General features: G+C 60.5%; 24 protein-coding genes and 1 pseudogene. 7 read left to right on the forward strand and 18 right to left on the reverse strand.

The annotated features are described in order from the left end of the window. A pseudogene (locus AAC126_RS15260) lies at nucleotides 1-216 on the forward strand (carboxymuconolactone decarboxylase family protein); the annotation flags it as partial. 113 nt (nucleotides 217-329) lie between these two features. Here the strand turns inward: AAC126_RS15260 and AAC126_RS15265 are convergent. Further along, on the reverse strand, nucleotides 330-608 hold the full coding sequence (locus AAC126_RS15265; RefSeq protein ID WP_339854790.1) for an HU family DNA-binding protein: 279 nt from the start codon (nucleotides 606-608) through the stop codon (nucleotides 330-332). A 510-nt stretch (nucleotides 609-1,118) separates the two neighbouring features. On the opposite strand from AAC126_RS15265, the gene AAC126_RS15270 reads away from it, so the two are divergent. Beyond that, entirely contained in the window at nucleotides 1,119-1,547 is a 429-nt protein-coding gene (locus AAC126_RS15270; protein WP_339854791.1) for a PaaI family thioesterase, read from the forward strand. Between the two features lie 10 nt (nucleotides 1,548-1,557). On the opposite strand, the gene AAC126_RS15275 is transcribed toward AAC126_RS15270, so the two are convergent. The 3 genes from AAC126_RS15275 to AAC126_RS15285 all read right to left on the reverse strand — a co-directional run bounded on the left by AAC126_RS15275 (nucleotide 1,558) and on the right by AAC126_RS15285 (nucleotide 3,940). Further along, entirely contained in the window at nucleotides 1,558-2,100 is a 543-nt protein-coding gene (locus AAC126_RS15275; protein ID WP_339854793.1) for a PAS domain-containing protein, read from the reverse strand. A 102-nt stretch (nucleotides 2,101-2,202) separates the two neighbouring features. Continuing rightward, on the reverse strand, nucleotides 2,203-3,099 hold the full coding sequence (locus AAC126_RS15280) for an alpha/beta hydrolase (RefSeq protein ID WP_339854795.1): 897 nt from the start codon (nucleotides 3,097-3,099) through the stop codon (nucleotides 2,203-2,205). After that, nucleotides 3,092-3,940, reverse strand: coding sequence for an alpha/beta hydrolase (locus AAC126_RS15285; RefSeq protein ID WP_339854797.1), 849 nt, complete (start codon nucleotides 3,938-3,940; stop codon nucleotides 3,092-3,094). The genes AAC126_RS15280 and AAC126_RS15285 overlap by 8 nt, the downstream gene beginning before the upstream one ends. Before the next feature lie 223 nt (nucleotides 3,941-4,163). Between AAC126_RS15285 and AAC126_RS15290 the strand changes: the two genes are divergently transcribed. Together AAC126_RS15290 and AAC126_RS15295 are read left to right on the forward strand one after the other, a co-directional pair. After that, on the forward strand, nucleotides 4,164-5,258 hold the full coding sequence (locus AAC126_RS15290) for an isocitrate/isopropylmalate dehydrogenase family protein (RefSeq protein ID WP_339854799.1): 1,095 nt from the start codon (nucleotides 4,164-4,166) through the stop codon (nucleotides 5,256-5,258). Between the two features lie 8 nt (nucleotides 5,259-5,266). Beyond that, on the forward strand, nucleotides 5,267-5,926 hold the full coding sequence (locus tag AAC126_RS15295; protein WP_339854801.1) for a GntR family transcriptional regulator: 660 nt from the start codon (nucleotides 5,267-5,269) through the stop codon (nucleotides 5,924-5,926). A 25-nt stretch (nucleotides 5,927-5,951) separates the two neighbouring features. On the opposite strand, the gene AAC126_RS15300 is transcribed toward AAC126_RS15295, so the two are convergent. The 9 genes from AAC126_RS15300 to AAC126_RS15340 form a co-directional block, all read right to left on the reverse strand. Beyond that, nucleotides 5,952-6,929 (reverse strand): glucosaminidase domain-containing protein, encoded by a 978-nt coding sequence (locus AAC126_RS15300; protein ID WP_339854803.1) that lies wholly within the window; start codon nucleotides 6,927-6,929, stop codon nucleotides 5,952-5,954. A gap of 159 nt (nucleotides 6,930-7,088) precedes the next feature. After that, on the reverse strand, nucleotides 7,089-7,715 hold the full coding sequence (ureG, locus tag AAC126_RS15305; RefSeq protein WP_339854805.1) for an urease accessory protein UreG: 627 nt from the start codon (nucleotides 7,713-7,715) through the stop codon (nucleotides 7,089-7,091). Between the two features lie 12 nt (nucleotides 7,716-7,727). Beyond that, on the reverse strand, nucleotides 7,728-8,441 hold the full coding sequence (locus AAC126_RS15310) for an urease accessory protein UreF (RefSeq protein ID WP_339854806.1): 714 nt from the start codon (nucleotides 8,439-8,441) through the stop codon (nucleotides 7,728-7,730). Beyond that, nucleotides 8,401-8,943: an urease accessory protein UreE gene (gene ureE / locus AAC126_RS15315; RefSeq protein WP_339854808.1), complete on the reverse strand. Its 543-nt coding sequence runs from the start codon at nucleotides 8,941-8,943 to the stop codon at nucleotides 8,401-8,403. Before ureE ends, AAC126_RS15310 begins: the two co-directional genes overlap by 41 nt. A 7-nt stretch (nucleotides 8,944-8,950) precedes the next feature. After that, entirely contained in the window at nucleotides 8,951-10,663 is a 1,713-nt protein-coding gene (gene ureC / locus AAC126_RS15320) for an urease subunit alpha (RefSeq protein WP_339854810.1), read from the reverse strand. Nucleotide 10,664: 1 nt separating this feature from the next. Then, complete coding sequence (locus tag AAC126_RS15325) at nucleotides 10,665-10,985, reverse strand: urease subunit beta (RefSeq protein WP_339854812.1); 321 nt, start codon at nucleotides 10,983-10,985, stop codon at nucleotides 10,665-10,667. 9 nt (nucleotides 10,986-10,994) lie between these two features. After that, nucleotides 10,995-11,297, reverse strand: coding sequence for an urease subunit gamma (locus AAC126_RS15330; RefSeq protein ID WP_339854814.1), 303 nt, complete (start codon nucleotides 11,295-11,297; stop codon nucleotides 10,995-10,997). Nucleotides 11,298-11,322: 25 nt separating this feature from the next. Beyond that, nucleotides 11,323-12,186, reverse strand: coding sequence for an urease accessory protein UreD (locus AAC126_RS15335; protein ID WP_339854815.1), 864 nt, complete (start codon nucleotides 12,184-12,186; stop codon nucleotides 11,323-11,325). Between the two features lie 194 nt (nucleotides 12,187-12,380). Then, entirely contained in the window at nucleotides 12,381-13,040 is a 660-nt protein-coding gene (locus tag AAC126_RS15340) for a glutathione S-transferase family protein (RefSeq protein WP_339854817.1), read from the reverse strand. Nucleotides 13,041-13,159: 119 nt separating this feature from the next. On the opposite strand from AAC126_RS15340, the gene fabI reads away from it, so the two are divergent. Next, on the forward strand, nucleotides 13,160-13,924 hold the full coding sequence (gene fabI, locus AAC126_RS15345; protein ID WP_339854819.1) for an enoyl-ACP reductase FabI: 765 nt from the start codon (nucleotides 13,160-13,162) through the stop codon (nucleotides 13,922-13,924). A gap of 285 nt (nucleotides 13,925-14,209) precedes the next feature. After that, on the forward strand, nucleotides 14,210-16,114 hold the full coding sequence (locus tag AAC126_RS15350; RefSeq protein WP_339854821.1) for an ATP-binding protein: 1,905 nt from the start codon (nucleotides 14,210-14,212) through the stop codon (nucleotides 16,112-16,114). 19 nt (nucleotides 16,115-16,133) lie between these two features. On the opposite strand, the gene urtE is transcribed toward AAC126_RS15350, so the two are convergent. The 5 genes from urtE to urtA all read right to left on the reverse strand — a co-directional run bounded on the left by urtE (nucleotide 16,134) and on the right by urtA (nucleotide 21,728). Next, complete coding sequence (urtE, locus tag AAC126_RS15355; protein WP_339854824.1) at nucleotides 16,134-16,829, reverse strand: urea ABC transporter ATP-binding subunit UrtE; 696 nt, start codon at nucleotides 16,827-16,829, stop codon at nucleotides 16,134-16,136. Between the two features lies 1 nt (nucleotide 16,830). Further along, complete coding sequence (gene urtD / locus AAC126_RS15360; protein WP_339854826.1) at nucleotides 16,831-17,595, reverse strand: urea ABC transporter ATP-binding protein UrtD; 765 nt, start codon at nucleotides 17,593-17,595, stop codon at nucleotides 16,831-16,833. After that, a complete protein-coding gene (urtC, locus tag AAC126_RS15365) occupies nucleotides 17,592-18,713 on the reverse strand; it encodes an urea ABC transporter permease subunit UrtC (RefSeq protein WP_339854827.1) in 1,122 nt (373 codons plus the stop codon). Before urtC ends, urtD begins: the two co-directional genes overlap by 4 nt. A gap of 60 nt (nucleotides 18,714-18,773) precedes the next feature. Continuing rightward, on the reverse strand, nucleotides 18,774-20,435 hold the full coding sequence (urtB, locus tag AAC126_RS15370; RefSeq protein ID WP_339854829.1) for an urea ABC transporter permease subunit UrtB: 1,662 nt from the start codon (nucleotides 20,433-20,435) through the stop codon (nucleotides 18,774-18,776). Between the two features lie 78 nt (nucleotides 20,436-20,513). Beyond that, entirely contained in the window at nucleotides 20,514-21,728 is a 1,215-nt protein-coding gene (urtA, locus tag AAC126_RS15375) for an urea ABC transporter substrate-binding protein (protein WP_339854833.1), read from the reverse strand. A 632-nt stretch (nucleotides 21,729-22,360) separates the two neighbouring features. Here urtA and AAC126_RS15380 point away from each other — a divergent pair. After that, nucleotides 22,361-24,040, forward strand: a complete 1,680-nt coding sequence (locus AAC126_RS15380) for a methyl-accepting chemotaxis protein (RefSeq protein WP_339854831.1) — start codon at nucleotides 22,361-22,363, stop codon at nucleotides 24,038-24,040. Nucleotides 24,041-24,081 lie beyond the last annotated feature (41 nt).

Here is a 24,081-nt window from a genome sequence, read left to right on the forward strand (position 1 = left end):
AATCCTGATCTCGGCATCATTCAGGGATTTGTCGCCGAACTGATGCAGACAGGCGATGTCTCGGATGAAACATATGCCGGCACCCTATCCTTGGTCGGCGTCCGGGGCATGGCGGATCTGGTGACCCTCGCGGGCTATTACGCGATGATCTCGGCCAACCTGAATGTTTTCCGGGTCTCCGTGCCCGAGGGCGAGGAAGAGCCGTTCAAGGACTGACGGAAACGGCCGCACAAATTCCAGGCACGAAAAAACCGCCTCGCGGGCGGTTCGAACATCTGGTCTTGAAACGATCCGGACGCGGCTAGCGCCGCGCCCGGAACGAAGAATAATCAGCCGCCGTTAACGGCAGACTTCAGGGCCTGACCGGCCTTGAATTTCGCCTGCTTGGACGCAGCGATATTAATGGTTTCGCCGGTCCGCGGGTTACGGCCTGTGGTCGCCGCCCGCTCGGAAACGGAGAAGGTGCCGAAGCCGACAAGACGGACATCGCCACCGCTCTTCAGCGTATCTGTCACCGCATCGATCACACCATTGACCGCTGCTTCTGCCTGAGCCTGGGTCAGGCCGGTCTTCGTGGCAACTGCTGCGCTGAGTTCGGATTTATTCATGAACTGGTCTCCCGTTGATGGATGGCCGAAGTCTCTGGGATTCTTCATTCCGCTGCAAGCCCCGGAATCGCTTGAAAATATGAGTTTTCTCGCGAGATTCCCCGCTAATTTTCGACACTTGAAGAAGCCAAATTAAATATCCATTTAAATCAAAGCGTTACCGAAACCCGCGTTAAATTTGATATAATTGGCACAGCCAATAAGCGTGGCTTAAAAACGGCAAAAAACCGCACAGCCACGGTGCTTAGCGCCCTGTGGAACGGCCCAAAGAGGCCGACTCAGACAGAATCAATCGCAAAGCCGATTGGCGTTAACCCTATTCAACTTAAAAGCCGCGCTGTCCGGATGCCCGTCCGGAAGACATTCGCGTGCGTGAAATGCGCCTCCGGCCGGAGGCTCCATGGTCTCCGATAAGGACTATATAGGAAACCTCCGCGCTGGTATGGATCACCCCAGCCGAATGTCATCGACACCTGCCTGAAGACAGTCACTCACTAAGGATACAGTTTAATGAATGAAGAGCGCGCACGTGCGCGGTTCGAAACCGCGCTTGCAACCTACCGCCAGGAGTTCGAGACCTTCTTTCTGGCCAGATTGTTCGATCTCGGGTTCGAGTATGAAGAAGACCTCTGCCGGGTTCGCTTCCCCGTCGAGGAATTCCTGTTCAACCCCCAGGGCAGTCTGCATGGCGGCGCCATCGCCACGGTCATGGATATTTCCATGGGTCACCTGCTGAAACACATGACCGGTACCGGTGGTGCAACGCTCGAGATGAAAGTGCAATACATGCGGCCGCTGACCGGAGGCATGGCAACCTGCGAAGGCCGTGTCCTGCGACGCGGGCGCTCTCTTTGCTTTCTTGAGTCCCGGCTGTTTGGCGAAGACGGAAAACTTGCCGCCATGGCTACCTCGACCTGGAAGCTTCCTTCCCCGAAGTAACAACAGCGGGTCAGGGCACTTTCGCAGCGGGGAACATGACCATGTCGGAGTTACGGCGTTCCGCCGGGGCAAGCCGTTCCACCCATTTCGACACCGTTACCCCAAGCAGCCCGGTAATCGGACCGTCAGGCTCATCGGCGAGTGGCAACAATTGCCGCTCGCCGAAGGCATAGCGGTTCATCGAATTGTAGACCTGGCCCTTCATGCAGACGATCGCCCCCTCGCGGATCACCGGCAACCAGCGGTTGGTCACGAAATCCCGCCCGCTCGGGCTCAGGATATCGCTCAGGGTCTTCCCCTTCAGATTGCCGTGCCCGAATGTTTCCGAGATCTCCGTGCCGGCAATACGGTAACGGAACACATCCGGTTCTTCGAAATCGACAAGATAAATATAGGACAGCAAAGCGCTGATTTCACTCGGGTCGATGTCCTGACGGGACGGCGCAAGCCGGCCGGCACGTTTTCCGCACCAGTACTTCAGCAGATCGAGAAGACGCGGGTCCTCAATGAAAGCCGTCATCTCTTCCAGCGAAGAAACCCAGTAGTTTGACACGACGGCTTCCAAACAGCTCACACCAAAAACGAAACGCTATTCCCAGTCAAAGACGGACGCCTGGCCGCCGCCTGATCGGGGCAAGCGGCGTGTATTGCATTATCAGTCTGCCCGCAGCAAGAACGGAAGCAATTGCTTCAGAACAATGTCCGGCGCCTCTTCCGGCAGGAAATGACCACACGGCGCGGGACCGCCTTCAACAGTACTGCTGCTCCATTCCCGCCAGGTATCCAGCGGATCGGCCGGGCCACCAGGCCCGCCAAAACCTCTCACAGCGCCGAACAAAAACAACAGCGGACATGACAGCCTCCGCCCGTTCTCCCTGTCGGCCCTGTCATGCTCCACATCGATAGTGGCACCGGCACGATAATCCTCGCAGGTTCCCTCGATGGCCGCGGGGTTCCGCATTGCTTTCAGATAGGCCTCCATGGCAGCGGGCTCGAATGTAAAGCCCGGCGACGCCCATTTGCGCATCAGGTAGCTATAGAAAAAGTCCGGGTCCTTACCGATCATGGTCTCCGGCACCGGCGCGGGCTGCGCCAGATAGGACCAGTGGAAACCGCCGACCGCCCCCGACAGATCCATTTTCTCCCACATGTCCAGAGTCGGGATGACGTCGAGCGAGCAGAACCGCGTGGCCCGTTCCGGATGATCCATGCAGAGCCGGAAGCCGACCCGCGCGCCCCTGTCATGACCGACAACGGCAAAACGCTCATGCCCGAGAGCTGCCATCAGCGCGACGAGATCGCGCGCCATCTCCCGCTTGCTGTGCGCGGCATGATCCGCACCCGGCGCGGGCTTCCCGCTGGCGCCATACCCGCGCAAATCCGGGATGATCACGGTGAACTGTTCCGCCAGAGCCGGAGCGATCTTGTGCCAGCAATCGCCGGTCTGCGGAAAGCCGTGGATCAGCAATACCGGATCGCCCGCGCCGGCAGAACGCACGAATATCTCGGTCCCGTTGGCCGCGACCGTCTCCGTCTTGAAGCCATCAAGCATCACTGTCTCCTGTATTCGGTAGCGCCACTCCGCCAGCAAGCCCGGCCAGGAACGCCTTGATTTCCGCCCGTACTGTTTCCGGGGCTTCCAGATGCGGCGAATGCCGGCAATCCGGGATCATCCGGATGCTCACCGGTCCCCGCGCGCGCTGCGCCACCACATCAACCTGCGCCCTGGTGCCGTACTGATCGTGATCTCCCTGCAGGCACATGACCGGCACGGCGACCTCGTCAAGATAGTGTCTGATGTCCCATTCCTCGAACCCCGGATCGAGCCAGGCATCGTTCCAGCCCCGGAAGGCGGCATCGACATGCATATGATATTTGCCGAGACGGGCGCGCAGATCGCCATCGGCATAAGCCGTGCGGGCTTCCGCTATGGCCTGAAGCCCCATTGGTTCCGTGAAGAAATGCGGCGCCATCAGAACCACGCCCCGAACACGCGGATCGCGCCGGGCACCCGCGTGAATGGCCGCAATCGATGCACCGTCGCTATGGCCGATCAGGACACCGTCCATAAAGCCGATGGCATCCAGGACCTCCGGCAGAACAGACACCGCCTCACGGGTCATATAGTCGAGCGGCCGTGGCAGCGGACAGGGATCGGAGCGGCCATAGCCCGCGCGGGAATAGGCAAACACGCCACATCCCGTTTCGGTGAAGAGCTGTTGTGGAAAATCCCGCCAGAGATCGACGCAGCCAAGACCCTCATGAAGCAGCACAAGGGTCGGCGCCTGTCCCGGGCGCGGCCCGACCGTATAAGTCTCCAGCAGCACGTCGCCGATCCGCACCTCACCGGCAGAGCCAGCGTCATCCCAGCAATATTGCAGGCCGTCCGTCACGGCTTGATCTGAGTCTGCATCGGTTTGCCCCCCGGCTAATCCCGTATGTCAATGATGGGAACATGCAACGAACTCTCGTTCAACCATCAGAGGCGCATCAATGATTAAGTCCAAAAGCACGAACGCTGTACTGCGCTTTTGGATATTGCCCCCGGATCATGAATGGCAGACAACGTACACATCAATGCATACGTTATTTCCCAGCTTGTGAGATGTTTCCGGAATGAAAAGCAATCGCGTCTATCGCATCGCCTTGTTCGACGGGGACGGGATCGGGCCTGAAATCATGGCCCCGACGCGTTCTGTACTGGATATGGTAGCGAAAAGGATCGGCCGCAAGCTGGAATTCGAGACTTTGCCTGCCGGCGCACAACATTATGCGGAAACAGGCGAATCCCTGCCCGCCGCCTCCATTGACGCCGCGCGCAACGCCGACGCCATTCTGCTATCGGCCATGGGTCTGCCGAACATCCGCAAGCAGGACGGGACCGAGATCACCCCGCAGATCGACCTGCGCTTCGCCCTCGGCCTCTATGCCGGCGTCCGTCCTGTGAAACTCTATCCGGGCCAGCCCACACCGCTCGCCGATCCGCGTGCTTTCGAGACTGATTTCGTCCTGATCCGGGAATCGACCGAGGGGCTGTTCGCCCACATGCATGAAGGACAGGTTGTCGATAACAGCTACGCTACCGAGACCCTGCGCATTACCCGGGCGACCAGCGAGAAACTGTTCGACTTCGCTTTCCGCCTCGCCCAGCGGCGCGCCGCAAAGCGCGGGACGCCGGGCCGTGTGACCTGCGTCGACAAGGCGAATGTGTTCCGCTCCTTCTGGTTCTTCCGTTCGATCTTCGAGGAACGCGCGAAGGCTTTCCCGGAGATCGCCGCAGACAGCGCCTATGTGGATGCTTTCGCCATGTGGATGGTGCAGAAACCCTGGGAGTTCGATGTTGTCGTGACCGAGAACATGTTCGGCGATATTCTTTCCGACCTCGGCGCCGGTATCATGGGATCCCTCGGCCTTGCGCCATCCGCCGATATCGGGGACGAGAACGCGGTATTCCAGCCGTGCCACGGCAGCGCGCCGGACATCGCCGGCAAGGGGATCGCCAACCCGCTGGCCATGTTCCTTTCCGCTTCCCTGATGCTGGACTGGCTCGCCGGCGAGCATGACGATGCCGCCCTGACCGAGGGCGCCGTGATGATCGACGATGCCGTCAGCCGCGTCATTCGCGAAGGCAAGGCCCTGACCGGCGATCTCGGCGGCTCGGCCGACACAGCCGCGACTTCTGAAGCCGTCATGAAACACCTTGGCGCGTGATGAACAAGATGCCGCTCAGCCAGGGAAACAAAGCCTACAAAGAGATCAAAAGCATGATCCTCGATGGCAGGCTGAAACCGTCCGCCTCCTATCTCGAAACCGAACTCGCGGATCAGATCCGGGTCAGCCGGACACCTGTGCGTGAGGCGGCGCTCCGGCTTGAGCGAGAGGGGCTGGTCATCGTCCGCCCGCGCCGGGGCATGCAGGTGGTGCCTGTCTCCACCGATGACATGGCGGAGATCTACCAGTTGCTGACCGTGCTGGAACCGCTTGCGGCAGAGCTCGCGGCAAAACGCAATCTGAGCGAGAGCGAGATCGAGCCCATGGAACGGGCGACCCAGGAAATGGAGGACGCTCTGGCCGAAGGGGATCTGGTCACCTGGGCCGAAGCGGATGACGCGTTTCATGCCCTGCTTGTGGAGGCTTCCGGAAACCGGCGGCTGGTGGAAGCGACGGAAAGATATCGCGCCCAGGTGCACCGGGCCCGGATGACGACACTGACCATGCGGCCAAGTCCCTCAAGCTCGACGAAGGATCACCGCTCCCTGCTGCAATGCCTGCGGAATGGCGATGCGGAAGGCGCCGGGGAAATTCACCGCGCCCACCGGGCTGCCGCCGGGAAACTTCTTGTCGCCTTGCTGGCAAAGCACAGCCTCGACAATCTCTGACGGGACCGCCGCGAGATCTTCGGCTCTACCCCTCGCTGCGCCAGACCGGCAAAAGCTCGTACACATCGCCGTCGGCAAGATAGCTCCGGTCCAGAATGGAGAGCCGGTTCGACTTGATGATGCTGAGAATGTCATCGATATAGTCGGCCCCGCGTTCCGAGTATTTCGTCAGTGTCCGGGCCAGCGTGGAGCCGGAAAGCGGCTTCCCGCCTGCCCGGGCCGCTTCCCGGCGTTTCCGGAATTCCTTGTAGGCCGCGTTGGTGTTCAGGTTCCGGATATAACTGCGGACCGAGCCAAGCGGCGTCTTGAACATGGCGACTTTATAATCGCCCTTCGAGGCCCGCTGTTCCTCCGGCACCATACCCTTGCCGCCGATCGTCCACTGTCCGAAAAGGGCGTTCCCCTCCTGGGCGAAACGGGACGTGCCCCAACCGCTTTCCGATGCCGCCTGCGCCAGACCGAGCGAGGGCGGCACGATATCGATCCGGCGCTCAAGCGTTTCGATCACGAGGTTCAGAGAAACCACGTCGCCATCCATAGGAACCTCGTACTTCTTCGCAAGACGACGCAGCTGCCGCAGATTATCGGCTCCCGGAAAACGCTTCTCCTCCAGCTCCGCCTTGATCTGCATGAGCTTTTCCCGCTCCGCTTCGATCTCCTCGTTCGCGGTCAGCAGAACGGGCAGAACCATTCGGAAGAACATGTTCTTCTTTTCCTCGACCGTGACTTCCTTGACGGTCACTTCCGCGAACCGTTCAGGGATGCGGGTCATGAGAAGGCGTGGGACCTCGCGCTGCCCGGCCTGCCAGGTTTCTTCCGTGTAGTTCAGATCCTGCACAAGGCTGCTGAGATCGCTGAAAGCCGAAAATTCGATACGTTGAACCGTGCGCGGACCATATGCCTGCGCGACCTCCAGCTCGGGGAGCCTTGGGGACTTTTCAACAGCATTGCAGATCAGGAGCAGCACCAATGCGGCGAGCGCCGCCAATCCAAAGCGAGCCATAGCTTTTTCCAGTCAGAAATACCGTCGAACCGTTCGACCGCAACCAGCCGCTTCCGGATGGGGACGGAAAGCGGGTCTATATATCGAACTAGATAGCGCGGATCTCGCCAAAAATTAGGCCGAAAATCACCCTTTTTGAACACAAACAGGGAACATCGGTCAGGCTGCCGTCGATTTCCTGGCCAATCCGCCCTTCTCCCGGATGAAAGCCGCGATCTCGGCGATGCCTTCGCCGTTCTTCAGCTGGGTGAAAACAAATGGCCGTTCGCCGCGCTGACGCTTGGTGTCTTCCGCCATCACCCCGAGATCGGCGCCGACCAGCGGCGCAAGATCCGTCTTGTTGATGACCAGCATATCAGAGCGGGTGATGCCCGGCCCACCCTTGCGCGGAATCTTCTCACCGGCGGCAACGTCGATCACATAGATCGTCAGATCCGCCAATTCCGGGCTGAAGGTCGCTGCCAGATTGTCCCCGCCGGATTCTATCAGCGCCAGCTCCGCGTCGGGAAAGGACGATACCATCGTATCGATGGCGGCGAGATTGATGGAAGCGTCCTCGCGGATGGCCGTATGCGGGCAGCCGCCGGTCTCCACCCCCATGATCCGTTCCGCCGCGATCGCACCGGTGCGGGTCAGGATCTTCTGGTCTTCCTTGGTGTAGATATCGTTGGTGATCACGAACATGTCCGTGTCCGCGCTCATCTCCCGGCACAGCATCTCGCAGAGTGCCGTTTTGCCTGAGCCCACCGGCCCACCGATGCCAACCCGAAGCGGTCCCGTTGCCATATCCTTCTCCCTTTACGATCTGAACAGCCGGCCATCCATGGCCTCATGCTGCATCGAACTCCATTCCGCCATCAGCGCCGAAGTCCCGATATCGCCGATGCCGCATTCTTCCGACGCACGCCAGGCCTCATCGACACAGGCTTCCAGCGCCGCGATCACCCGCTGTCCATCCGTCTGTCCAAGCGGTACCGCCCTGACAGCGGCTGAAACGATATTATGAACGAAGGCCTGCACATAAAGCGGCCCGGCAAGCTCCAGCGGGATACCGGCCGCAGCCGTGACGGCGCCATAAGCCACCGGCAGTGGCGGGCCGGGCGGTAGAGCGATCTGCTTAATATCCCCCCAGGCAGCCGAGACGGTTTTCACGAAAGCTGTCCCCTGAGAAAGTGCCTCCAGCCGCAGCTCTGCTGTCGGGATTAACGCCGTCGCAAATTCCGAGAGCGCGCCAAGCGCCTCCGCGTCGGCGGCCGAGGCATGCCGCCAGGCCTCTGACAGCAGGATCGCGTCGCTGGCCCCGGAGCCGAACCTCACCAAACCTTCAATCCAGCCGCGCAGCGTCTCTGCATCCGTGACGAGCCCGGCTTCTATCGCCGCCTCGACCCCATGGCTATAACTGTAAGCCCCGACCGGAAAGGACGGGGACAGCCAGGATTGCAGACGCATCGCCGCCCGGGTTGCCGAAACGTCAGTCATGGTGGTGGTGATGGTGGGAATGCCCCGCCTCATGACTGTGCTCATCATGGCCGTGGTCATGGCCGTGACCGTGATCGTATGCCCCGCCTTCCGGCTGGAATGGCTGCTCCGTATCTGTCACCGTGGCGCCGAGCCCGCGCAGCATGTCCGCAATCACATGATCAGGCCGCAGCAGGATCGCGTCTTCCAGGATCTGGGCAGGCAAGTGCCGGTTACCGATATGCCAGGCAAGCCGCAGCAGATGGTGCCGGTCAGCCGCCTTCACTTCCATCACCGCCTCCGGTGCCGCCACGACACGTATCCAGCCGCTCCCCGCTTCCAGCGACAACCCGTCTCCGTCAGAAAGAGCCACGGCACGGGGCAGATCCAGCAGCACAGTTGTCCCGCTATCCGTGTCCAGCCGGATACGGCGGCGATGACGGTCATCGAAGGCCAGTGTCACCCGGTCGATTTCAGCACCGGTATCCCAGTGCCCGGACGGCGCATGCGCCACCGCCCGGCCAAGGTCGTTCACCACGGAGTCCGCGTTTGCCATCAGAGCCTCAATACATGAAGTAACGTTGAGCCATCGGCAGCACCGTCGCCGGCTCGCAGGTCAGCAACTCACCATCGGCCCGGACCTCGTAGGTTTCCGGATCGACCGAGATATCCGGCATGGCGTCGTTCAGGATCATCGACTTTTTCGAGATCCCGGCACGGGTGTTGCGGACCGGCAGGGTCTCTTTCTGCAATCCGAAACGGTTTCCAACATTGGCCTCGAAAGCGGCTTCGCTGACAAAGGTGACAGCGCTTTTCGTCAGCGAGCGGCCGAAGCTGCCGAACATCGGCCGGTAATGCTGGGGCTGCGGCGTCGGAATGGACGCATTCGGATCGCCCATGATCGCGGTGGCGATGGTGCCGCATTTCAGCACCATATCCGGCTTCACACCGAAGAAGGCCGGAGACCAGATCACCAGATCGGCAAGCTTGCCGACTTCGACGGACCCGACATGCATGTCGATGCCCTGCGCGATCGCCGGGTTGATGGTGTATTTCGCGATATAGCGCCGGGCCCGGAAATTGTCGTTATTATCCTTCTCCTGCGGCAGCGCGCCGAACTGCTTCTTCATCTTGTCGGCGGTCTGCCATGTCCGGATCAGCACCTCACCGACCCGGCCCATGGCCTGGCTGTCGGAAGCAATGATCGAGAAGGCGCCCCGGTCATGCAGGATATCCTCGGCGGCGATGGTTTCCCGCCGGATCCGGCTTTCCGCGAAGGCGACGTCTTCCGGAATGCTTTTCGACAGGTGATGGCAGACCATCAGCATATCGAGATGCTCGTCGATGGTATTCACCGTGAAAGGCCGCGTCGGGTTGGTCGAGGACGGGATCACGTTGGAAAGCCCACAGACCTTGATGATGTCCGGCGCATGCCCGCCGCCCGCGCCCTCCGTATGGAAAGCGTGAATGGTGCGGCCCTTGAAGGCATCCACCGTGTTCTCGACAAAGCCTGACTCGTTCAGCGTATCCGTATGGATCAGCACCTGAACGTCCATCTCGTCGGCGACGGAGAGGCAAGTGTCGATGGCTGCCGGCGTGGTGCCCCAATCCTCGTGCAGCTTCAGACCGCACACCCCGGCAAGCACTTGCTCTCGCAGGCCTTCAGGCTGGCTGGCATTGCCCTTGCCAAAAAAGCCGAGATTCATCGGGAAGGACTCGGCGGCCTGCAACATCCGCTCGATATGCCACGGACCCGGCGTGCAGGTGGTTGCGTTGGTGCCCGTTGCCGGGCCGGTGCCGCCGCCCATCATGGTGGTGACGCCGGAATTCAGCGCCTCGTCGATCTGCTGCGGGCAGATGAAATGGATATGTACGTCGATGCCGCCGGCGGTGATGATCTTGCCCTCACCCGCGATGGCTTCCGTGCCCGGCCCGACGATGATGTTCACACCGCTCTGCACATCCGGATTACCGGCCTTGCCAATGGCAAAGATGCGGCCGTCCTTGATGCCGATATCGGCTTTCACCACGCCCCAGTGATCGAGGATCAGTGCGTTGGTGATGACCGTGTCGACAGCCCCGTCCGCGCGCGTCGTCTGGGCTTGCCCCATGCCGTCGCGGATCACCTTGCCGCCGCCGAACTTCACTTCCTCGCCATAAAAGGTGCGATCCTCCTCGACTTCGATGAACAGATCCGTATCGGCGAGCCGGACCTTGTCGCCGACGGTCGGTCCGAACATGCCCGCATAGTCCTGCCGTGAGATCCTGTAAGGCATGTCAGGCTCCTCCCCCGCCGAGCGGCCCCATCACCGCCTGATTAAAACCGTAGACATTCCGGTCACCTTTAAACGGCACCAGATCGACCGTCCGTGTCTGCCCCGGCTCGAACCGCACCGCCGTGCCGGAGGGGATATCCAGCCGCATACCGCGCGCCGCCTCCCGGTCAAAGGAGAGGCCCGGATTGGTTTCAGCAAAATGATAGTGCGAGCCGACCTGCACCGGCCGGTCGCCCGTGTTCGCCACCTCGATGGTGATGGCCTTAGCGCCTTCGTTCAGAACGATCTCGCCATCGGCTGCAATGATTTCTCCCGGGATCATGGCGCCCTCCTAGCGGATCGGATCATGGACGGTGACCAGCTTGGTCCCGTCCGGAAAGGTTGCCTCGACCTGGACTTCATGGATCATCTCGGCGATCCCCTCCATCACGTCGGAGCGTTTCACGACACTGGCGCCAGCCGCCATCAGATCGGCGACGGTACGGCCATCGCGCGCGCCCTCGACCACATAGTCGGTGATCAGCGCGATCGCTTCCGGATAGTTCAGCTTCACGCCCCGCTCCAGCCGGCCACGCGCGACCATGGCCGCGACCGAGACCATCAGCTTGTCCTTCTCCCTCGGTGTCAGATTCACACCAGCCTCCCCTCAGACGTCCACATCAAATTCGCCAGATCACGGGCATCCGGACCGGCAGCCCGAGCCAGCGCACCCGCGCCGCGCTCCAGAAAGCGCCAACCGCGCTGCGCAACCGCATCGCGTCGCCACCCAGCCATCGCATCGCCAGAAGATTGTTATCGATGGCCGTGACACCGCAACGGATATCTCCCGCCGCACCGGCCTGAACATCCCGTGCCCAATCCAGATCGTCTGCGGCATCCGGCCGGGCGAACAAAGCCGTCGCGAAGCAGGTTACATTTCGCAGGCCAGAAGATGCAGCGGCGGCACCGGCCGGGTCCGCCAACTCGAACCGGTCAGCCCAGACAAGGCGCCCGTCCCGCTTCAGATCCCAATGCTCACGATAGCGCCCGGATGCGAATCTCTCGCCCATGGCGCTCCGGCCAAGGATCGAAATCGAGCCGGCAAAGAGCGTGCTGTCAGCGGCAAGATCGAACCGGACCCGCTGCCGGAACAGTGCCCGGTCAAACAGGATGGTACCCTGCGGCAACCACTCAAGCACGGCCCCTTCGGCAACGCGCATGGTCAGATGATTCTCCGCCTGCGCGCCGGAAGACTTGTAGACCTTCTCGGCCGCCTGGGCGGTCAGGGTCAGGCTCGCACCGGGGCCGACATTGATATCCGTCTCGTAAAGATCCCCGCCGACGATCCCACCCGAGAGGTTCGCCAGAACAGCGGTCAGCGGCTCACCCACACCGGGGCGCGGCATCAGAACACGCAGGGGCTGTGCTGAATAAAGCTCCGCGGCAACGGAACGCCCGTCACGTCTTTCCACGGAAAGGCGTGCAGCCCCGGTCGTGCGGTTCAGTTGCACGGCTTCATCGGTATGAGCGAGCGCCAAACTCAATACAGCTCCCCTTTTTTGCGAGAACAATCGCAATCGCCGTGCCAAAGGCTACCCTGTTCTCCCGGAGAATTTTAGATGTTTGTTTTCAAATAGTTAGAAAACAGAATCACGACGGCTCCAGTCAGCAGGTCAGCGAGAACCGCTCGCACCGGGAGCAGCGCGCCGAATGCTGCTCAAATCTTGGGCAGAGAGCCCTATTCCGCCACCCACAGCTTCATCTCCGCTACGAGTTTCGGACGGTACTCGGCCATCTCCTCGGCAACCGCCTTATGCCGATAGAGGCCGTCACGATACTCGAGTACCGCCGCCGGAATCTCGACCGGAAGGCCGAGCAGCGGGATCAGCAGATCGAGCCAGCAAAGCGTCACCGGAAACCCGCAATCCCCCAGAGTGAGCTGCGCGGACGGGATCGCCTTCTCCAGCACTCGGTTCTCCAGTACTCGGCCGAGCCCCTCCAGCCGATCCGTCAGCACGTCCGTGTGACGCCCCGCCTCGAAACCATCCCGCTTTCGTTCCGGCATATATGGAAACAGCGCCCGGACGGCCGGTTCAAGCCGGGTATCATGATAGCGGGAGCGCTCCCGGACGATTGCCCTTCCGGCCGGTGTATCCGGAAGCATCGGGGGCTCGGGATGTGTTTCATCGAGATATTCGGCAATGGCCTCTGAGTCGGCGAGCAACAGGCTCCCGTCCCGCAGCGCGGGCAAATTTCCGGCCGGAACGATCTGTCTGTATTCCATCGATCCATACCCGCCCGGCGGCGGGATCTCTTCCCAGACCAGTTCCTTGTGCCGCAACAAAATCCGCAGTTTCGCGGAATAGAGACTGACCGGGATGGTGTAAATCTGGAGCATGACCGTTCCCAACCTGAAAGCAGGCCGCATCATACAGCCAGAGCCGATAATGATAACGTCACTTTACTTGATTGTGCAGCGCAGCATAATTAGGCATTCCCACGAACCAAGGTGACCTGATGTTTTCGCTCGAAGGCACAACAGCACTGATCATCGGCATTGCGAACGATCAATCCATCGCCTGGGGATGTGCAAAAGCGCTGCAAAGCCAGGGCGCAAAACTCGCTATCACCTATCTGAACGAGAAGGCCGAACCCCATGTCCGGCCATTGGCCGAGCAACTCGGCGCCGATATCGTCATGCCGCTCGATGTGCGCAACGAAGAGCAGACAGAGGCATTGTTCAGCGAAATAAAGGCGCAATGGGGCCGCCTGGACACCCTGTTGCACTCGATTGCCTTTTGCCCGAAAGACGATCTGCATGGCCGGGTGATCGATTGCTCGGCGGAAGGATTCGCCGCCGCGATGGATATTTCGGTGCATTCCTTCCTGCGCCTGATCAGACGTTCGGAACCATTGATGCCCGATGGCGGAACCTGCATGACCGTATCATTTTACGGCGCGGATCGCGTGGTCGATCACTACAACATCATGGGGCCGGTCAAGGCCGCCCTCGAATCAGCAACCCGTTATGCCGCCGCTGAACTTGGCCCCAAAGGCATCTCCGTCCACGCCTTGTCCCCTGGCCCGCTCAAGACCCGCGCCGCCTCCGGGATCGACTATTTCGACGACCTGATGAACGAGGCAGCGGCACGCGCGCCGATCCACAAATTAGCAACCATCGAGGATGTCGGCGCATTCGCAACCTTCCTCGCCAGCCGTGAAGCGGCGAATGTCACCGGCGGCATCCATTATATCGATGGCGGCTACAGCATCGTCGCATAAGGCGAAACATGAAGGCGCAGGCTTTGCTGTTTGGGTATTCCTGTTTCCCAAAATCACCAAATCGCTCTAACCTTCTGCTGGTAAATCATTTCTCTCGATCTTGAATTTTCAGATCATCATGTAGAAACTCAAAATGTTCAGCAGTTTCCTGACCGTAAGGAAGAAGGAGCGCGATCTGTTTAGAACTCTGGATAAAAGCATGAAGCAAGAACGGCCTCTCACTCCCGGCCATAGGTTAACACCATGCTTTGACCGGTGCCCGCCTCCCTCGCACCCGATCCAGATATGAACGCCAACCCGATGCGCTCCGCCCGCTCTTCCAGCAAGAAAAGTGTCAGTGCCCATCAGGCCCGGCTGGTTATTGTCGTCGCCGCGATTCTGGGGTTGAGCATTGGTATAAGCGAATCTCTTCTGGAATATTTCGGGCTGAGATCGGACCTGTTCGAAATCACCGAAAAGTCGGCACACGCGTTTGAACGGACCGCCTCGCTCGCCGTTCTTAACCGCGACACCGAGCTGGCCGAGCAGATCGCCGACGGCTTGCTGCATTTCGAAGCCATCATTTCAGTCAAGCTGACGGACCATGCCGGCACTATTCTTGTCAGCAAGCAGCGCGTTCTCCCAAAACCGGAGACTAACTGGTATCCAACGATCTTCCCGCCCATCAGGCATTCCGTGACACTGGAACTGACGGATCCGGCCAGACCGGGGACCGCATCCGGATATCTTGATATTACGGCGTCCTCCTGGCGGATATCCAAGGACTGGTCAAACCGCCTTGTCGTGGCTCTTTTCGCGGTGGCTGCGGGAATAATCTCACTCGCCGGCATCCTGTTTTATATCTCGCAACGATTCGTCACCCGGCCGCTGCTGCAGCTCGCCGGCGCTTTTCGCCGCCTGAACGCGGACGATCCGAAACACTGCCCGCTACCTGACCCCGATGATTTTGAGTTTCTGGAATACCGGGACATCGCGGCAAGCGGAGCCCGCCTGATGCATGATATCGCCCGTAATTCCGAAGTACGGGACCTGACGTCAAGCGAGCTGTTCCGCAGCCAGAAGCGCTTCCAGGATTTCGCCGAAATTTCTTCGGACTGGTTCTGGGAAACCGACCGTGACGGCGGCATCAGCTACATCTCCGCCAGCTTCACCAAGACCCTGAACAAGCGCAGCGGAGAGATCTACGGGCGGACCCTGGCGGAAACCGCCTCGGAAGACACCCAAACACCGAAATGGCGGGGCTTTAACGACATCACCGAACAACGCCGCCAGTTCCGCGATTTCCGCTACGATATCGAGTCCCAGCCCGGCATCCGCAAAACGGTCAGCATCAATGGCAGGCCATTCTACGACGAGGCCGGAACCTATATCGGCTATCGCGGAACAGGCGCCGACGTCACCAACGAACGGCTTATTGCCGAAGCCCGAAACGAGGCCCTGCAAAAAGCAGAACATGCCAACCGGACGAAGTCGGAATTTCTGGCAACCATGAGCCATGAGTTCCGCACCCCCCTGAATGCCATCATTGGCTTCAGCTCCCTACTCGGCATGCCCAAGACCAGAGACATGGCGGTAGAGCGTCTGACCGACTATTCCGGCGCCATTCAGGAAAGCGGCCAGCACATGCTTGAGCTGGTGAACGATATCCTCGACATCTCCGCCATCGAGGCCGGAAAACGCGCCCTGGCACTTGAAGAGGTCAGTATCGGCGCCGTCTTCGCACATTGCATATCGCAAGTGGAGGGGCAGGCAAAAAGCAAGTCCATCGCCATCGAGACCTCTGTTGATATGACACTGGACTTGATGATCACGGACGAGCGGTCGATCCGGCAGATCCTCCTGAACCTGCTGTCCAATGCCGTAAAATTCACGCCCGAAAACGGAGCCATCCGCTGCATCGCGGAAGCCGACGGAAACGAGATTATCTTCCGGGTTGAAGACAACGGCGTGGGGATTTCCAGAGACCGGCTGCCGACAATCGCCGAGCCGTTCTCCCACTCCGCCATCCATCCCCATGTCGCCAAGGAAGGCACCGGGCTCGGACTGTCCATCGTCCGGTCCCTGGCGGAATTTCTCGGCGGCAGTTTCATGATCGACAGCGAACTTGGCACGGGCACCTGCGTCACCGTCATCCTGCCGAGAGTCGGCCAGGACAACTCCCTGACGCAGGACATCGACGCAGCCGACTAAGGCCGCAGCAGAGAACCGATCAAACCGTCAAATGGCCGCGCACAGCGTCTTCGGACAGAGCGGTCTTCGCCCCTGCCAGCACAATTTCTCCACGATCCATTACGGCGATGTCGTCTGCCAGGTCCCGGGCGAATTCGAAATATTGCTCAACCAGAATCACGGCCATGTCTCCGCGTGCCGCCAGCAGGGCGATAATGCGTTCAATATCCTTGATGATAGACGGCTGGATGCCTTCCGTCGGCTCGTCCAGCACCAGCAGGCTCGGACGCAGTACCAGGGCGCGGGCAATGGCGAGTTGCTGCTGCTGACCGCCGGAGAGGTCGCCGCCGCGCCGCTTCATCATTTTCTTCAGCACCGGGAAAAGATCGAAAATCTCGTCCGGGATCGAGCGCTTCGCGCGTGGCAGCGCCGAAAATCCGGTCTTCAGATTCTCTTCCACCGTGAGCAGCGGAAAGATTTCCCGGCCCTGGGGCACAAAAGCGACACCGGCGGAAGCCCTCCGGTGCACCGGCAAGGCCAAAAGGTCGATATCGTCCCACTGGATACTGCCCGCACTCGGGGTTTCCAGACCGGTCACCGCCCGCATCAGGCTGGTCTTGCCCACCCCGTTGCGGCCAAGCACGCAGGTGATCTTGCCGCGCTCCGCCACAAGATCGATGCCGCGCAGTGCATGGCTCGCGCCATAGTGCAGGTGAAGTCCCGAAACTTTCAGCATCTCAGCGCCCCAGATAGACTTCGATGACGTGCGGATCGTTCTGCACCTGGTCCATGGACCCTTCGGCGAGCACCGATCCCTCATGCAGAACCGTGACCTTCACGCCGAGGGCGTGAACGAAGGCCATGTCATGCTCGACGACCACGATGGAACGCTCGCCGCGAAGGTCCCGCAGCAGCTCCACCGTTGCTTCGGTTTCCGCGTCTGTCATGCCGGCCACCGGCTCATCCAGGAACAGCAGTTCCGGGTCCTGCACCAGCAGCATGCCGATCTCCAGCCATTGCTTCTGACCGTGGGAGAGCTTGCCCGCCATCTGGCTGCGCTCATCCGCGAGGCCGATCCGCTCCAGCGTGCCTTCGATCTTCGATTTACGGTCCGTGTCCAGCCGGTCGAACAGACAAGCGAAGGTGCTGCGGTCCGACTTGATGGCGAGTTCCAGATTGTCGAACACCGAATGGTTCTCGAACACGCTCGGGCGCTGGAACTTCCGGCCAATGCCGAGGGCAACGACCGCCGCCTCGTCCCGTTTGCCGAGATCGATATCGCCCTTGAAGATGACCCGTCCCTCGTCCGGCTTGGTCTTGCCGGTGATGACATCCATCATCGTCGTCTTGCCGGCGCCGTTCGGCCCGATGATCGCCCGCATCTCGCCCGGCTCGACCACGAAGCTCAGATTGTTCAGCGCCTTGAAGCCATCGAAGCTGACCGTCACCCCGTCAACATAGAGCTGGGATTCTGAATATGAGGCTCTTCCGGAAACACTCATTGACCGGGCTCCTCAGCAAGGGGAGAGGATGCAGGCTCGTTCCGTTTGCCGCCCCGCCTCTTCACCCAATCGATCGCGGCGGGCAGGCTGCCTACCAGGCCTTTAGGGAAGAACAGGGTGACGGCGATGAACATGCCGCCGAGCGCGAATAGCCAGATCTCCGGGATCACCCCTGTCAGCACGGTCTTCGCGTAATTGACCAGCACGCCGCCGGCAATCGCGCCGTACAGCGTGCCGCGACCGCCGATAGCAACCCAGATCACAGCCTCGATTGAGTTGGCCGGGGCGAATTCCCCCGGATTGATGATGCCGACCTGCGGCACATAGAGTGCGCCGGCAAGCCCGGCGATCATGGCCGAGAGCACGAAGACGAAGAGCTTGAAATTCTCCACCCGGTAGCCGAGGAAGCGGACCCGCGCCTCGTCGTCCCGGATTGCCGTAATCAGGCGGCCCAGCTTCGAGGCGACGATACTGCGGCACATCAGATAACACCCGGCCAGCGCAACACAGGTCGCCGCCAGAAGCACGGCCCGCGTCTTGTCCGATTGCAGATCGAAGCCCAGCAGATCCTTGAAATCCGTCAGGCCGTTATTGCCTCCGAAGCCCATGTCATTGCGGAAGAAAGCCAGCATCAGCGCATAGGTCATGGCCTGGGTGATAATCGAGAGGTACACCCCGCTGACCCGGGACCGGAAGGTTAGCCAGCCGAACACGAAGGCCAGCAATCCCGGCACGAACAGCGCCATTACCACAGCGAAGGGGAAGAAATCGAAGCCGTACCAGTACCAGGGCAATTCCTTCCAGTTCAGGAACACCATGAAGTCCGGCAGATCGGCATTGCCATAGACGCCCCGGTCGCCGATCTGGCGCATCATGTACATGCCCATGGCATAGCCGCCGAGAGCGAAGAAGGCGCCGTGCCCAAGACTGAGAATGCCGCAGAAGCCCCAGATCAGATCGATCGAGAGCGCCAGCATGGCGAAGCAGAGATACTTGCCGAGCAGGCTGACCAGATAAGTCGGGACATGCAGGGCCGAGTCCGCCGGGAGTGTCAGGTTGAGGACCGGCACGAGGATCGCGATCGCGGCCAGAACGGTGAGCAGGATGGCGCTTGCCAATCGTCCCTTCCCGGGTTCCTGGGCCTGCGGTGCGTATAGACGTTGCAACAGCGACATGGCTCAGGACTCCACGGCACGGCCGCGCAACGCGAAGAGTCCGCGAGGCCGTTTCTGGATAAAGAGGATGATTGCAACCAGCACCAGGATCTTGCCCAGCACCGCCCCCGCCCAGGGTTCCAGCAGCTTGTTCACGATGCCGAGCGACATCGCGCCCGCAAAGGCGCCCCAGAGATTGCCGACACCGCCGAACACCACGACCATGAAGCTGTCCACGATATAGGCTTGGCCAAGATTGGGGCTGACATTGTCGATCTGGCTGAGGGCGACGCCCGCGATCCCGGCAATGCCGGAGCCGAGCCCGAAGGTCATGGCGTCGACCCGGCCGGTCGGGATACCCATGGCCCGCGCCATTTCGCGATTCTGTGTCACGGCCCGCATCTGCAGGCCGAAGGCGGTTTTCTTCAGCACCAGAAGGACGGCGCCGAGCACACAGAATGAGAACAGGATGATCCAGAGCCGGTTATAGGTCAGCGTGATGCCCGCGACGGACTCCATGGCGCCCTGCATCCATTCCGGCGCCCCCACTTCCCTGTTGGTCGGCCCGAAGATCGAGCGCACGGTCTGTTGCAGGACGAGACTGATGCCCCAGGTAGCCAGCAGGGTTTCAAGCGGCCGGCCATAGAGGAACCGGATACATCCCCGTTCCATGGCGATGCCGACCAGCGCCGACACCAGAAATGCGGCAGGCAATGCCACCGCAAGTGACCAGTCGAACAATCCCGGCGCCACGGAACGGAACACCTCCTGAACGACAAAGGTCGTGTAGGCGCCGAGCATGACCATCTCGCCATGCGCCATGTTGATGACGCCCATCACACCAAAGGTGATGGCCAGCCCCATGGCCGCGAGCAGCAGGACCGATCCGAGGCTGATGCCCTGATAGAGATGCTCGACAGTGCGCCACATCTCCAGCCTGCTTTCCATCGAGGCCAGGGTTTTTCCCGCGGTTGTCCGGACCGTTTCATCGGGTTCGCGCCAGACATCGCCGTCTTTCAGCAGCAGGCGGGAAAGCATGACCCGGCTTTCCGGGTCGGTTCTGTCGGCGAGAGACTGCACCGCCGCCAAGCGCTCTTCCGCGCTCCCGGACTGTAATTTTATGGAAGCCTTGGCAAGTTGCAGCGCGTTTTTCACCGCCGCATCCTCTTCCTTGGCCAGCGCCGTCTCGATCAGCGGCAACATCGCCTGATCGCTCGACTTCAGCAGACCGTCCGCCGCTTCCAGCCGGCGCTGCGGATCCGGGCTCATCAGCGTCAGCGTGCCCATGACGGCTTTGACGGATGAGCGGAGACTATTGTTCGTTTTGACACGGGTGACATCGCGCGAGCCGACGGTCTCCAGTTCCGCACCGGTCACCGGGTCGGTCAGGAGAAGCTTTCCTCCGCTGGCCTTCTGGCCGATGACCACCTTGTCGTCGCTCTTGCGGGTATAAAGATCGCGCCCGACGAGCGCTTCCAGGATAGGCACCACTTCCGGCGCGCCGGTCGCGACCATGCGATCCACGACGGCCTGTTTCTCGGAAAGGCTGGCGGTCCCGAGTTCGGCGACGAGCGATCCGAGATCGTCAGCAGCCATTGCTCCGGAATGCGGCAGCAGAACCACGAGTGCCCAGAAAACCATTAAGAACCGGAATGCGCCCCCGCGCATCCATTGCCTTATGGACATCAATTTTCCTTCCCATCCCAGCGCGCAGTTCAATCGGTTCCGGAGCGCGGGACATCCCGCGCTCCGGTCCGTGATGTTTTAGAAGCGCGGCTTCTCGCAGTTGCCGCAGACCCACGGATAGGTCCAGTCGGCGGTCAGCTTGGCGCTTTCCGGGATGAAGTCGGACCAGGCATCGCCGACCACCACACCATCGGTGGCGGAAACGATTTCGAACTGGCCGTCCTCGAGAATTTCACCGATTAGCACCGGCTTGGAGAGGTGGTGGTTGGTGTTCATCACCGCCGTACCGCCGGTCAGGTTCTTGACGGTCTGGCCGTACATCGCCTGACGCACCGCATCGACATCTGTGGTACCGGCCTGTTCGACCGCCTGCACCCACATCTTGAAGCCGATATAGTGAGCTTCCATCGGATCGTTGGTCACGCGCTTCTCGTCCTTGATGAAGGCGTGCCAGGCTTTGATGAACGCATCGTTCTCAGGCGTGTCGACCGACATGAAGTAGTTCCACGCGGCCAGATGCCCCACGAGCGGGCCCGCATCGAGACCGGCCAGTTCTTCTTCACCGACGGAGAAGGCGACGACCGGAATGTCCTCGGCCTTGATGCCCTGGTTGGCCAGTTCCTTGTAGAACGGCACGTTCGCGTCACCGTTGATGGTGGAGACAACCGCCGTTTTCTTGCCCTGGCTGGCGAATTCCTTCACCTGGGCGACGATGGTCTGCCAGTCGGAATGACCGAAGGGCGTGTAGTTTTCCATGATGTCGGCATCGGCGATGCCCTTGGCATTCAGATAGGAACGCAGGATCTTGTTGGTCGTGCGCGGATAGACGTAGTCGGTGCCGAGCAGCACGATGCGCTTCGCTTCGCCACCTTCGGAGCCGAGCAGATAATCGACCGCCGGAATTGCCTGCTGGTTCGGCGCCGCACCGGTATAGAAGACGTTCCGGGAAGATTCCTCGCCCTCATACTGTACCGGGTAGAAAAGCATGCCATTCAGCTCTTCGAAGACCGGCAGCACGGATTTGCGGGACACGGACGTCCAGCAGCCGAAAGTCACGGCCACGCCATCCTTGGAAATAAGCTCGCGGGCCTTCTCCGCGAAAAGCGGCCAGTCGGAGGCCGGATCGACGACGACCGGCTCAAGCTTCTTGCCCAGCAGGCCGCCTTTTTTGTTCTGCTCGTCAATGAGCATCAGCATGGCGTCTTTCAGCGTGGTTTCACTGATGGCCATGGTTCCGGACAGCGAGTGAAGGATACCGACCTTGATCGTATCCGCAGCCTGCGCCGCCCCCATCCCGGCCGTTGCAGCCAGCCCGAAGGCCGTTGCCGCAAGGGCGCTTTTCCACTTTGTGAGCTTCCCCATTTTTAGTTCTCCCAAGTCCAGGGTTGTTGTTGCACCGCACAAGAAATAGCAAGCGCTGTGCCACAGCTCCCGGGTCGCGGGAAAATTCAGTAAACCCTATATTTATCAAACCATTAAATAGGTGAACGCCCAGTCATTCAAAAACCAGAAGGCGAATTGAACTGTTAATTTTGCACCAATATTGGGCATTGCCTGTTTTTTAACCGAACTGTAACCAAATTCCACGCATTGACCTTTTGCTGAAGAGGCCGCATGCCGGTGCGGGGAATTCACTTCCCCCGACGGGGTGTTGTTGCACCACGCGCCCCTGGCCCGTGCGCCTTTCGAGGTGCACGGGCAAGGCGCCCGCCGATGAAAACATGACCATTTTCGGCTCATCGGTCCCGGCCGGAACCAGAAGCCGACAAAATCTCAAGAAATATCAACGAATAATTAACAATGTGGCTGCATAGGCCGAATCACAAAGTTATACTGATTGCCGCATATGGATTTGCCCGACAGAACGCCTGGGCTGCGCGGGGCCATTCGAAGAACATCAGGGGGCCGCATAAATGTCTTTGAATATGTCTACGAAACTCATGGCGCTGGTCATTTTCATGGCCACCGCCCTTTGCGCATTCGCGGGTTTTTCCATCTGGACGATGAACGCCGTGAAAGGTCAGGTCGACCAGATCATTTTGACCGACACACCGGTTTCCGTTCTGGTTGGTTCGATCGTCGAAAGCCAGCTCGAACAGGAAATGGCTCTGCATATCGCCATATCGATTGCCGCACAGGGACGCGGCGATGCCGCAGACGAGTATCTTGCGCAGTTCGTAGCACACGGCACCGCGGTCGACGAACATCTCTCCTCGGTAAACCTGCTGCTTTCCCCGATTGTTGAAGCTGGCGGCGACCGCGGTATCCGCTACGCAGAAATCCAGAAGCTGCTGGCCGAAATTGAAGAAGCGCACGACCACATAACGAAGACCGGCAACACTGTTATTGTTCAGCTCAAGTCCTTGATCAAGGCGGCGGGGGGACGCATTCCCCGACTGTCGCACCTCAGCTCTCATATGAACAAGATCGAGGAGACCCAGGTCATCATCAGTTCGCGCGTGCATGAGCTGCTGAACAAGGTCAATGGCATGTCCCAGGGATCGGTCGAGGAGATCCAGGCCGCCGAGAATTTAGCGATCACCAGCCTCAGCATTGCTGCAATCGTCGCCGTCAGCCTCTCACTGATCATCGGCATTCCGCTCGCCATCGGCATTCGCCGCCGCCTGAATGCCGCGGTCATGACCGTCGACAGATTTGCCGCGGGCGACCTCTCCGTTCCTGTGCCAGTCACCAATTCGAACGATGAAATCGGCCGGGTCCTGAAAGCCATCGACGCCATGCAGCGGAATCTGCAAGGGATGCTCGGCACCATCAAAACTGCATCCGGCGGTGTCACCTCCGGCAGCAGCGAGCTTCGCCAGACCGCACAGCAGGTGTCCGACGGCGTGAACGATCAGGCCTCCAGCGTGCAGGAAACTTCCGCGGCCATGGAAGAAATGACGGCAGGCATCCGTCAGAACGCGAAGAACGCGGAAGAGACGGAAAAAGCATCGGAACGCATGGCTGGTGAAGCCGGGCGCTGTGCCGAAGCAATGACCCAGACCGCCGCCGCCATGAAGGATATTTCCGACAAGATCCTGGTGGTCGAGGAAATCACCCGGAAGATCGAACTGCTGGCTCTCAACGCTTCCGTCGAAGCCGCACGCGCCGGTGAACACGGGCGCGGCTTCGCGGTTGTTGCCTCCGAAGTCTCACGCCTGGCGGAAATCAGCAAGCAGGCCGCAAGCGAGATCCAGGACGCGTCCGCCGATGGCCGGGAAGCAGCCGAGAACACGAACCGCCTGCTGAACGATCTGTTGCCGGAAATCACCCGGACCAAGGATCTTGTCCAGGGCATCACCGCCGCCAGCGAAGAGCAGTCTGTCGGCGCGGACGAGATCAATGTCGCCATCCACCGGCTGAACACCGTGATCCAGCAGAACGCGGCGGCGGCACAGCAGATGGCGGCAACCTCCGGCGCTCTCGCCGGCCGGGGCCGTGAGCTGCAGGAATCCGTCTCCCGCTTCAAACTGAACGAAGGCGACGCACCGGTTCAGCAGAAAGCCGCGAGCAAAACCCCCGCTCATTCCGAAGAAAGCCCGGAGGAAGAGCGCCGCCCCGCGCGGGAAGACAAGATCACGTCCGGTGACTTTGGAAAGTACTAACCCGGTCACGGCGGAGTTCGACGAACTCCGCCGTCTGGCGC

Source organism: uncultured Nisaea sp. (genome assembly GCF_963974195.1).
In the GTDB taxonomy this organism is placed as follows: domain Bacteria; phylum Pseudomonadota; class Alphaproteobacteria; order Thalassobaculales; family Thalassobaculaceae; genus Nisaea.